Below are 13,023 nucleotides of genomic sequence, written 5' to 3'. Positions count from 1 at the left end.
TCGTGGCACTGCGCAGCCGCGCCCTGGTGGCCCTGGCCGGCCGGGGCGGCATGGTGTCGGTGGCCCTGTCCGCCGAGCGGGCCGAGGACTACGTGTCGCGCTGGGGCGGCGCGCTGACGGTCGCCGTGTTCAACGCCACCGGCTCGGTCGTGGTGTCCGGCGACACCCAGGCTCTGTCCGAACTGGTCGAGTCCTGCGCGGCGGACGGTGTCCGGGCACGCGTCGTCCCGGTGGACTACGCCTCCCACTCCGCGCACGTCGAGGCGATCCGCGAGCGGTTGGACACCGAACTGGACGGTGTGCGGCCGCGGCAGGGCACCGTCCCGTACTACTCGGCGGTCACCGGCGGCCTCCTCGACGACACCACGCAGCTCGACGCCGGCTACTGGTACCGCAACCTGCGCGAGCCGGTCCGCTTCGACCTGGCCACCGCCGCACTGCTGGCCGACGGGCACGACGTCGTGGTCGAGGTCAGCCCGCACCCGGTGCTGCTGCCCGTCCTCGAACAGATCCTGGAACAGGCCCGCGAGCGGACCGGCGTGCCCGGCGTCGCCACCGGCACGCTGGGCCGCGACCGGGGCGGGCCGGACGTCTTCCTGACCGCGCTGTCCCGGCTGTTCGTGGCCGGTGTGCCGGTCGACTGGTCCCCGGCGGTCGCCGAGGCCGCGCCGGTCGACCTGCCCACGTACGCCTTCCAGCGCCGTTCGCACTGGCTGCCCGAAGCGACCGCCGGGCAGGGCGGACGGACCCCGGCCGGCCCGGAGAGCCACGCAGCGGAGAGCGCCGCGTCCGGCCGGCCGGACGGCGGCCCGCAGACCCGCGACACCGGGGTGGGCGGCACGGACCCGGGCGACCCCGACGCGGTCGATGCGGCCGCCGTGGTCATCGCGCAGATCGCGCTCGTGCTCGGCCACGAGAACCCCGCGGACATCGATCCCGCGCTCACCTTCAAGGACCTCGGATTCGACTCGGTCACCGGGCTCGAACTGCGCAACCGCCTGGCCGGCGCGCTGGACCGGCAACTCCCCTCCGGTCTCGTCTTCGACCACCCGACGCCCGCGGAGCTCATCGACTGGCTGCGCACCGGCCTCGGCGACCGGCCGGACCCCGCCTCCCCGGCCGCCCACGACGACCCGGTCGTCATCGTGGGGATGGGCTGCCGCTTCCCCGGCGGGGTGGCCTCGCCGGACGACCTGTGGCGGCTCGTCACGGAGGGCGTGGACGCGATCGGCGACTTCCCGGACGACCGCGGCTGGGACCTGGGCGGCCTGTACGACCCGGACCTGCGCGGCGCGGGCACCACGTACACCACCCGGGGCGGTTTCCTGGAGGCGGTGGCCGGCTTCGACGCCCCGTTCTTCGGCATCTCGCCCCGTGAGGCGCTCGCGATGGACCCGCAGCAGCGGCTCGTGCTGGAGACGGCGTGGGAGACCTTCGAGCACGCCGGGATCGACCCGGCCTCGCTGCGCGGCAGCCGGACCGGCGTGTTCACCGGCGTCTGGTCGTCCGGGTACGCGACCGGGCCCGGCCTGCCGGAGGACCTGGAGGGGTACCTGTTCACCGGCGTCGCGACCAGCGTCACGTCCGGCCGGGTCGCCTACCACCTCGGGCTGCGCGGCCCGGCGCTGTCCGTGGACACCGCCTGCTCGTCGTCCCTGGTCGCCGTCCACCTGGCCGCCCAGGCCCTGCGCGCGGGCGAGTGCTCGCTGGCGCTCGCCGGCGGTGTCACGATCATGGCGACACCGCTGGGCTTCACCGAGTTCTCCCGCCAGCGCGGCCTCGCGGCGGACGGCCGCAGCAAGCCCTTCGCCGCCGCGGCCGACGGCACCAGCTGGGCCGAGGGCGCCGGCCTGGTGCTGCTGGAACGTCTGTCGGACGCCCGCCGCAACGGCCACCGCGTGCTGGCGGTCGTCGCCGGAAGCGCGGTCAACCAGGACGGCGCGTCCAACGGCCTGACCGCGCCCAACGGCCCCTCCCAGGAGCGGGTGATCCGTCAGGCCCTTGCCAACGCCGGGTTGGAGCCGTCCGAGGTGGACGCGGTGGAGGCGCACGGCACCGGCACCACCCTCGGCGATCCCATCGAGGCCCACGCCCTGCTGGCCGCCTACGGTCAGGACCGGGACGAGCCGTTGTGGCTGGGGTCGGTGAAGTCGAACATCGGCCACACCCAGGCCGCCGCCGGCGTCGCGGGCCTGATCAAGATGGTGATGGCGATGCGGCACGGCGAACTGCCGCGAACCCTGCACGTGGACGCGCCCTCCCCGCACGTCGACTGGGCCGCCGGCGGCGTCCGGCTGCTGACCGAGGCCCGGCCGTGGCCGGAGCACGAGCACCCGCGCCGCGCCGGCATCTCGGCCTTCGGCATCAGCGGCACCAACGCCCACCTCATCGTCGAGCAGAGCAGCATCGAGCAGTCCTCCGACCCGGACCCCGGCCACCTTCCGGAACCCGCCGGCCGGGCCGCCCCCACCGCCTGGCTGCTGTCCGCGAGGACCGACGCCGCGCTGCGCGCCCAGGCCGAGCGGCTGCACGCGTACGCGACCGCCCACCCCGACGTCCCGGCCGCCGCGATCAGCCGCGCACTGGCCGCCCGCACCCGGTTCGAGCACCGGGCCGCGGTGGTCGGCACCGACCGGGACGACCTGCTGTCCGGCCTGGCCGCGCTCCCGCCGGGACTGCCGGCCCGTACCGGCGGGACCGTGTTCGTCTTCCCCGGACAGGGGGCGCAGTGGGCGGGCATGGGCCGTGACCTGTACGAGCAGTCCGAGGTCTTCCGCGTCGGCATCGACGCCTGCGCCGCCGCCCTGGCCCCGTACACCGACTGGTCGCTGGTCGACGAACTGCGCCACGGCTCGCTGGACCGCGTCGACGTGGTGCAGCCGGCCCTGTTCGCCGTCATGGTGGCGCTGGCCGACCTGTGGCGGTCCTACGGCGTGCAGCCGGACGCCGTGGTCGGCCACTCCCAGGCGGAGATCGCCGCCGCGTACGTCGCCGGCGCGTTGTCGCTGCGGGACGCCGCCAAGGTCGTGGCGCTACGGTCCAGGGCACTGGCGGTCATCGCCGACCGGGGCGGCATGGTGTCCCTCGCGCTGTCCGTCGAACAGGCCGCGGGCTACCTGGCCCGTTGGGGCGAGCGGCTGACCACCGCCGTGGTGAACGGACCCGCGGCGGTCGTGGTGTCCGGCGGCCTCGACGTGCTGGACGAACTGCTGGCCGCCTGCGAGGCCGACGGCATCCGCGCCCGCCGCCTGCCCGTCAACTACGCCGCCCACTCCGCCCAGGTCGAGGCGATCCGCGAGCAACTGCTCGCCGAACTGGCCGACATCACGCCTCACCCGGCGGCGATACCGTTCTACTCGACGGTCACCGGCGAGCCGGTCGACGCCGCCGCCCTCGACGCCGATTACTGGTACCGCAACCTCCGCGAACCCGTACGGTTCGACCTGGCCACCGCCCGGCTCACCGCCGACGGCCACGACCTCTTCCTGGAGGTCAGCCCGCACCCGGTGCTGGTGCCCGCGCTGGATGTCGCCGCCACCGGTACGCTGCGCCGCGGCCACGGCGGCCTCACCGAGTTCCTCGCCGCGGCGGGACGCCTCTACGCCGCCGGGGCCGATGTCGACTGGATCCCGGCCCTGCCCCGCACCGCACCCAGGGCGGACCTGCCCACGTACGCCTTCCAGCGCGAGCCCTACTGGGTGACCGCGACCCCGCCGGTGCCCCGTGACGACTGGCGGTACGAGGTGGCATGGGCGCCGGCGAGCGGTGCTGTGCCCCCGGTGGAGCCGGCCCGCTGGCTCGTCCTGGCCACGACCGGGCACCCGTGGGCCGAGGCCCTGCGCGAACGGGGCTTCGCGGTGGCCGACAGCTGGGACGCGGCCGACACCGGGGGCGGCCGGCCCGGGGTGGACGGCGTGCTGTCGCTGCTGGCGCTGGACGAGGAGCCGCACCCCGACCACCCGGTGCTCCCGGCGGGCCTGGTCCGCACCCTGGATCTGGTCCGCAGCCTGGACCCGGTGAGGACGGCGGCCGTCCCGCTGTGGTGCGCGACCAGCGGCGCCGTGAGCACCTCGGGCACCGACCCGGTCACCAGCCCGGCCCAGGCCCTGGTGTGGGGCACCGGCGCGTCCGCGGCGCTGGAGTTCCCGCACGGCTGGGGCGGCCTGGTCGACCTTCCCGCCGTGCCCGACGAGGAGAGTGTGCAAGCGCTGCTCGTCGTGCTCGCCGGCACGGCCGAGGACCAGGTGGCGATCCGCGGCACCCGGCGCTTCGCCAAGCGGCTGCGCCGCAAGGCCCCGTCGGGCCCGGCCGCGCGGTCCTGGCGGCCGCGGGGCACGGTGCTGGTCACCGGCGGCACCGGCGCGCTCGGCGGACATGTGGCCCGCCGCCTCGCGCGGCAGGGCGCGGAGCACGTCGTGCTGGCCTCCCGCCGCGGCCCCGACGCGCCCGGCGCGGCCGGCCTGCGCGACGAACTGGAGGCAGCCGGGGCGCGGGTGACGGTGGCGGCGTGCGACGTGGCCGACCGGGACGCCCTGCGGGACCTCGTCGAGCGCGTCGGCGACATCCGCGCGGTGTTCCACACCGCCGGCGAGATCAGGGCGACCAGGCTGGCCGACACCACACCGGCGGAGTTCGCCGAGGTCATCACGGCCAAGGTCGCCGGGGCGGCGAACCTGGCGCAACTCCTGCCGGACCTCGACGCCTTCGTGCTGTTCTCCTCCACCGCGGGCGTGTGGGGCGACGGCCACGGCGCGGCCTACGCCGCCGGCAACGCCTTCCTCGACGCCCTGGCCGCACAGCACCGCGCCCGGGGCCGCGCCACGACCTCCGTCGCGTGGGGCATCTGGGCCGAAGGCGGTATGGCGGCCCTGGAGTCGGTGCAGCGCCAGCGCACCCTGCTCGGCCTCGGCGAACTGGACCCGGGCCGGGCACTCGACGCGCTGCAGGACGTCCTCGACCACGACGAGGCCCTCGCGGTCGTCACCGAGGCCGACTGGGCACAGTTCGCCCGCGCCTACACCCACGCGCGGCCGAGCCGACTGCTGCGGGACCTGCCCGAGGCCCACAGCCGGCCGCAGGCCCCCCGGCCCGCACCCCCCGCCGGCGGCACCGACCTGCTGGAGCTGATCACCACCCACGTCGCAGGGGTGCTGGGACACGCCACCCCCGAGCGGCTCGACCCCCGGCAGGCGTTCAAGGACCTGGGCTTCGACTCACTGACCGCGGTGGAACTGCGCAACCGCCTGACCGCCGCGCTCGGGGTGAAACTGCCCGCCACCCTCGTCTTCGACCACCCCACCCCGGCACGGCTGGCCGCCCACCTGGCCGGCGAGTCCGGCGAGCAGGACGCGCCGCAGGCCCCGGCCCCGGCCGCGACGGACGAGCCGATCGCCGTCATCGGCATGGGCTGCCGTTACCCCGGGGGCGTCGGCACCCCCGAGGAGCTCTGGCGGCTGGTCGCGGACGGCGTGGACGCGGTCGGCGACTTCCCCGCCGACCGGGGATGGGACATCGACCGTCTGTACGACCCGACGGGAATCCGCCCCCGCACGTCGCGCACGTCCCGGGGCGGCTTCCTCGACGCCGCCGGCGACTTCGACGCGGCGTTCTTCGGGATATCACCCCGTGAGGCGCTCGCCATGGACCCGCAGCAGCGCCTCCTGCTGGAGACCGCGTGGGAGACCGTCGAGTACGCCGGTATCGACCCGACCACGCTGGAGGGCACATCCACCGGCGTGTTCACCGGCATGTGGTCCACCGGCTACGCCGCCGGTACGGTCCCCGACGACCTGGAGGGCTACCAGGTCACCGGCACCGCGTCGAGCGTCGGGTCCGGGCGGCTGGGCTACCAGCTGGGCCTGCTCGGCCCGGCACTGTCCCTGGACACCGGCTGCTCGTCGTCCCTGGTGGCCCTGCACCTGGCCGCCCAGGCGCTGCGCTCGGGAGAGTGCTCCCTCGCCCTGGCCGGCGGCGTCACCGTCAACGCGGAACCCACGCTGTTCACCGAGATGTCCCGGCAGGGGGCGAGCGCGCCCGACGGCCGCAGCAAGTCCTTCGCCGCCGCGGCCGACGGCGCGGGCTGGGCCGAGGGCGTAGGCCTGCTGCTGCTGGAACGCCTGTCCGACGCCCGCCGCAACGGCCACGAGGTGTTGGCGGTCGTCCGGGGCTCCGCCACCAACCAGGACGGCGCGTCCAACGGCCTGACCGCGCCGAACGGCCCCTCCCAGGAGCGGGTGATCCGTCAGGCCCTCGCCAACGCCGGGTTGGAGGCGTCCGAGGTGGACGCGGTGGAGGCGCACGGCACCGGCACCACCCTCGGCGATCCCATCGAGGCGCAGGCCCTGCTGGCGACCTACGGTCAGGGGCGGGTGGAGCCGTTGTGGCTGGGGTCGGTGAAGTCGAACATCGGCCACACCCAGGCGGCCGCCGGCGTGGCCGGTGTGATCAAGATGGTGATGGCGATGCGGCACGGCCAACTGCCGCGGACCCTGCACGTGGACGAGCCCACCCCGCACGTCGACTGGGCCTCCGGCGCGGTCCGCCTGCTCACCGAACCGGTCGCCTGGCCCGGGACCGGGCGGCCACGACGGGCCGCCGTCTCCGCCTTCGGCATCAGTGGCACCAACGCCCACGTCATCATCGAGCAGAGCACCCTCGAACAGCCCGCCGAGGCCGACTCCGCCGTACCCTCCCCCCGGGGCCGCGCGGACGACCAGGTCCTCTGGCCGCTGTCGGCCAGGTCCGAGGCGGCGTTGCGGGAGCAGGCGCGCCGGCTGGGCGCCTTCACCGCCGTGCATCCCGAGGTGAGTCCGGCGGCGGTCGGGGGCGCTCTGGCCGCCCGCACCGTGTTCGAGCACCGGGCCGTGGTGGTGGGCACCGCCACGGCCCTGGACGCCCTGGCGGAGGGCGGGACGGTGCCGGGTCTGGTCACCGGGACTGCCCGTCGGCCGGGTCGGTCGGTGTTCGTGTTTCCGGGGCAGGGTGCGCAGTGGGTGGGGATGGGCGGGGAGTTGTACGGCTCGGAGCCGGTGTTCCGGGAGGTGATCGATGCGTGTGGGGCGGCGTTGGCGCCGTACACCGACTGGTCGTTGGTGGAGGTGCTGGTCGGTGGCGCCCCGCTGGAGCGGGTGGATGTGGTGCAGCCGGCGCTGTTCGCGGTGATGGTGGCGCTGGCGGAGCTGTGGCGTGCGCATGGGGTGGAGCCGGATGCCGTCGTCGGGCATTCGCAGGGCGAGATCGCGGCCGCGTACGTGGCGGGTGCGCTGTCCCTGGACGATGCCGCGAAGGTGGTCGCCCTGCGCAGCAAGGCCCTGGTCGCCCTGGCCGGACACGGCGGCATGGTCTCGGTCGCGCTGTCCGCGGACGACGCCGCCGGCTACCTGAGCCCCTGGGGCGACCGGATCACCGTCGCGGTGGTCAACTCCGCCTCGACCGTCGTCGTGTCCGGCGAACCCGGGGCCCTGGGCGAACTGCTGGCAGCCTGTGCCAGGGACGGCATCCGCGCCCGCGCCATCCCCGTCGACTACGCGGCGCACTCCGCGCAGGTCGAGGCGATCCGCGAGCACCTGCTCGCCGACCTCGCCGGGATCGAGCCGAGGACCGCGGACGTCCCCTTCTACTCCACCGTCACCGCGGAACCCGTCGACACCGCCGCCCTCGACGCCGGCTACTGGTACCGCAACCTCCGCGAACCCGTACGGTTCGACCTGGCCACCGCCCGGCTCACCGCCGACGGCCACGAGGTGTTCGTCGAAGTCAGCCCGCACCCGGTGCTGGTGCCGGTGATGGACGGCGTGGTGACCGGCACCCTGCGCCGCGAGCACGGCGCCCTCGGGGAATTCCACACCGCCCTGGCCCGCCTCCACGTCCAGGGCGTCGCCGTGACCTGGCCGCACGAGCGCCCGCACGGCGTCAGGCTGCCGGGCTACGCCTTCCAGCGCAGCACCTACTGGCTGACCCCCGCGGCCGGCGACCACGGCACCGGGCACCCGCTGGCGGGCACCACGGTCGAACTGCCCGACGGGAGCACCGTGCACAGCGGGCGCGTCTCCACCCGCACCCACCCCTGGCTGGCCGACCACGCCGTCGACGGCACGGTCCTGCTGCCGGGCACCGCCTTCCTCGAACTCGCCACCCTGACCGGCGGGACCCTCGACGACCTCGTCCTGCACCTGCCCCTCGCGCTCTCGGACACACCCACGGACATCCAGGTCGCGGTCGGCGCCCCGGACGACGCCGGCCGCAGCCCGGTCACCGTGCACTCCAAGGGCGACGACGGCTGGGTCCGCCACGCGTCCGGAACCCTCGGCGGCCGGGTGACGGCCGGACGCATCGACCGGCCCGCGAGGAACGCCGAACCCGTGGACCCCGAAGGGTTCTACGACTTCCTCGCCGGACTCGGATACCAGTACGGACCCGCGTTCCGCGGCGTGCGGGCGTTGTGGCAGGGCGAGGACGAACTGTACGCCGAGGTGTCCGTCCCCGACGGCGCCCGCTTCGGCATCCACCCCGCGCTCCTGGACGCCGCACTCCAGCCGCTGATCCTGCTGAGCCCCGACACCCGGGTCCGGCTGCCGTTCTCCTTCTCCGGCGTCGCCGTGCACACCACCGGTGTGTCCTCCGCCCGGGTCCACCTGGCCCGGACGGGCCCCGACACCTACCGCGTGACACTGACCGACCTGTCCGGCAACCCGGTCGCGGACATCACCGCGCTGACCGTCCGGCCGGCCGTCGAGGCCCGCGCCGCGGTGCTGCACACCCGGTGGGTGCCCCTCACCGCGAGCACACCGGCCGAGGTGGTGCCGAGCCCGGTACTCACCGCGGAGGCCGACCCGGACTCCGTGCACGCCCTCGTCCAGCGGGCCCGCACGCTCGTCCAGGACTTCCTGGCCGAGCAGCCGGAGCGGGCGGCCGCACGCCTGGCCGTCCTGACCCGCGGCGTGGCCGGCGCGGCCGTACGCGGCCTGGTCCGCAGCGCCGCCGCCGAGCACCCCGGCCGGTTCGTCCTGGTCGACGTGGGCGACGCGTCCGAGGAGGACGCGGTCCGGGCGGCCAGGACAGCCGGCGACGAACCCGAACTGGCCCTGCACCGGGAAGGCGTCCTGGTGCCGCGGCAGGCCAGGTACGCGCCGGAACTGACCACCCCCGACGGCGCGTACCGGCTGAGCGAGTCCGGCACCGGGCAACTGGACGACCTGGCCCTGCTGCCCTGCCACGAGGCCGCGCTGGAACCCGGACAGGTACGGGTCGCCGTCCGCGCGGCCGGCCTGAACTTCCGCGATGTGCTCATCACCCTCGGCATGTACCCGGACCGGCCCCCGCTGGGCGGCGAAGGGGCCGGCACCGTCCTGGAGGTCGGCCCCGGCGTCACGGCCTGGCGACCCGGCGACCGCGTGACGGGAATGATGCCCGGCGCCTTCGGGCCGCGTACGGTCGCCGACCACCGGCTCCTGACGGCGATCCCCGACGGCTGGAGCTTCACCGCGGCGGCGGCGGTGCCCGTCGCGTTCACCACCGCCTGGTACGGGCTGTTCGACCTCGGCGAACTGCGCCCCGGTGACCGCGTCCTGGTCCACTCCGGCGCGGGCGGTGTGGGCATGGCCGCCGTCCGACTGGCCCTGAACAGCGGCGCGGAGGTCTTCGCCACCGCGAGCCCGGCCAAGTGGGAGACCCTGCGGCGCCTCGGACTGGCGGACGACCACATCGGATCGTCCCGCGACACCCGCTTCGCCGACCGGTTCCCGGCCATGGACGTCGTCCTCAATTCGCTCGCGGGGGAACTCACCGACGCCTCCCTGCGGTTGCTCGCCGACGGCGGACGGTTCGTCGAGCTGGGCAAGACGGACGTCCGCTCACCCGAGGGCCTGAACTACCGGGCCTTCGACCTCAACGACGTCGACCCCGCGCGGCAGGGCGACATCCTCGCCGGGGTCGTGGCGATGCTCGCCGACGGGACGCTGGAGCCGCTGCCGGTCACCGCCGCGGACCTCCGCCAGGCCGTCGCCACCTTCCGGCTGATGAGCCAGGCCCGCCACACCGGCAAGATCGTCCTCACCGTCCCCCGGCCGATCGACCCCGACGGCACCGTGCTGATCACCGGCGGCACCGGCACCCTCGGCCAGGCCGTCGCCCGGCACCTGGTGTCCCGCCACGGGGTACGGCACCTGCTGCTCGTCAGCCGCGGCGGTGGCGCGGTGCCGCAGCTGGAGCCGCAAGGGGACGTCGACGTGCGGGTCGTGGCCTGTGACGTCGCGGACCGGGACGCGCTGGCGGCCGTACTGGACTCGATCCCGGCCGCGCATCCGCTCACCGCCGTCGTCCACGCGGCCGGCGTGCTCGACGACACCGTCATGGAACGGCTGACCGCCGAGCAGCTCGACCGGGTGCTGCGTCCCAAGGTCGACGGCGCCTGGCACCTGCACGAGCTGACCCGCGAGCACCACCTCGCCGCCTTCGTGCTGTTCTCCGCCGCCGCGGGTGTACTCGGCAACGCCGGCCAGGCCGGCTACGCGGCCGCGAACTCCTACCTCGACGCGTTCGCCGCGCACCGGCAGACCCTCGGACTGCCCGCCGTGTCGATGGCCTGGGGCTACTGGGAGCAGGAGAGCGGCATGACCGCCCACCTCACCGCGGCCGACCGCCGACGCCTCGCCCGCAAGGGCATCCGTCCCATCGGTGTCGAACGCGCCCTGGCCATGTTCGACACCGCGCTGGCTGCCGGACGCCCCGCGCTGACCACGGCCGACCTCTCGATGCCGCAGACCCCGCCGACGCCGAAGGCCCCCGCGTCGGACCTGCTGTCCCTGGTCGCCGCCCACACCGCCACCGTGCTCGGCCACTCCGACGCCGCCGCGATCACCCCCGGACTCGCCTTCAGCGACCTCGGTTTCGATTCCCTGACCTCCGTCGAACTGCGCAACCGCCTCGCCGGCGCCACCGGCCTGCGGCTGCCCGCGACCCTCGTCTTCGACCACCCCACCCCCGCCGACCTCGCCGACCACCTCACCGCCGAACTCTCCGGTGCGGGTCGGGATGTGGCGTCGGTGGTGCCGGCCGGGGTTGCGGTGCCGGGTGATCCGGTGGTGATCGTGGGCATGGGGTGCCGGTTGCCGGGTGGGGTGGGGTCGCCGGAGGACTTGTGGGATCTGGTGGCCGGTGGGGTCGACGCGGTGGGGGAGTTCCCGTCGGATCGCGGATGGGATGTGGGTCGTCTCTATGATCCGGCGGGTGGTCCCGGGACGTCGTACACGCGGTCGGGTGGTTTTCTCGCGGACGCGGCGGGGTTCGATGCCGACTTCTTCGGGATCTCGCCGCGTGAGGCGTTGGCGATGGATCCGCAGCAGCGGGTGCTGCTGGAGACCGCCTGGGAGACCTTCGAGGACGCGGGGATCGATCCGACCTCGTTGCGGGGCAGCCGGACGGGCGTGTTCACCGGCATCTGGTCCTCCGGCTACGTCGGCAGCCCCGACCAGGCACCGCCCGACACCGAGGGCTATCTCGCCACCGGCATCTCACCGAGCATCACCTCCGGCCGGGTCTCCTACCTGCTGGGCCTCCAGGGCCAGGCCGTGTCCGTCGACTCCGCCTGCTCCTCGTCACTGATGGCGATCCACCTCGCCGCTCAGGCACTGCGCTCGGGGGAGTGCACACTCGCCCTGGCCGGCGGGGTGACCGTGAGCGTGACCCCCCTGCAGTTCACGGAGTTCTCCCGCCAGCGTGCCCTCGCCCCGGACGGCCGGTGCAAGCCCTTCTCGTCGACGGCGGACGGTACGGCGTGGGGTGAGGGCTCGGGGTTGGTGCTGCTGGAGCGGTTGTCGGACGCCCGCCGCAACGGTCACCGGGTGCTTGCGGTGGTGCGGGGTTCGGCGGTGAACCAGGACGGGGCGTCCAACGGTCTGACCGCGCCCAGCGGCCCGTCGCAGGAACGCGTCATCCGGCAGGCGTTGGCGAACGCCGGGTTGGAGGCGTCCGAGGTGGACGCGGTGGAGGCGCACGGTACGGGGACGACACTCGGTGACCCGATCGAGGCTCAGGCGTTGTTGGCGACCTACGGTCAGGGGCGGGTCGAGCCGTTGTGGCTGGGGTCGGTGAAGTCGAACATCGGCCACACCCAGGCGGCGGCCGGTGTGGCCGGTGTGATCAAGATGGTGATGGCGATGCGGCACGCCGAACTGCCGCCGACGCTGCACGTCCAGGAGCCCACGCCGCATGTCGACTGGGACACCGGTGACATCCGGCTGCTGACCGAGGCCCGGCCGTGGCCGCAGACGGGGCGTCCCCGCCGCGCGGGCATCTCGGCCTTCGGGGCCAGCGGCACCAACGCTCACGTCGTCATCGAACAGTTCCCGGAAGAAACCCCCGACCCACCCGCCGCGGACGATTCCGCGGAGCCCACCGTGTGGTTGCTGTCCGGCAAGACGGACGACGCCCTCCGCGCCCAGGCCCGGCGGCTCGCGGACCACATCACCGCCCGCCCCGCACTCCGGCCGGCCGCGATCGGCCGGGCCCTCGCCACCAGCCGCACCATGCTCACCCACCGGGCGGCCCTGGTGGGCAGCACCCGGACCGACCTCGTGGCGGAGCTGGCCGCCCTCGCCGACGGAGACCCCCGCGTCATCACGGGTGCGGCCGGTTCGCCGGGTCGGTCGGTGTTCGTGTTTCCGGGGCAGGGTGCGCAGTGGGTGGGCATGGGTGGGGAGTTGTACGGCTCGGAGCCGGTGTTCCGGGAGGTGATCGATGCGTGTGGGGCGGCGTTGGCGCCGTACACGGACTGGTCGTTGGTGGAGGTGTTGGTCGGTGGTGCTCCGTTGGAGCGGGTGGATGTGGTGCAGCCGGCGCTGTTCGCGGTGATGGTGGCGCTGGCGGAGCTGTGGCGTGCGCATGGGGTGGAGCCGGATGCCGTCGTCGGGCATTCGCAGGGCGAGATCGCGGCGGCGTACGTGGCGGGTGCGCTGTCGTTGGAGGACGCTGCGAAGGTGGTCGCCCTGCGGAGCAAGGCCCTGGCGGTGCTGGCGGACCAGGGTG

The 13,023-nt window shown here is 74.7% G+C and carries 1 protein-coding gene; it reads left to right on the top strand.

What is annotated here, in order from left to right; genetic code table 11:
* Positions 1-2: 2 nt before the first annotated feature.
* Positions 3-13,023, top strand: a 13,021-nt coding sequence (locus IE329_RS41315) for an SDR family NAD(P)-dependent oxidoreductase (protein ID WP_413789716.1), incomplete at its 3' end; no start/stop codon positions are given.

Origin of the sequence: Kitasatospora indigofera (assembly GCF_014655955.1) — a bacterium.
GTDB classification, from domain to species: domain Bacteria; phylum Actinomycetota; class Actinomycetes; order Streptomycetales; family Streptomycetaceae; genus Kitasatospora; species Kitasatospora indigofera.
The sequence above is the reverse complement of the archived record's forward strand: the minus strand, read 5'-3'. Positions and strand labels throughout refer to the sequence as shown.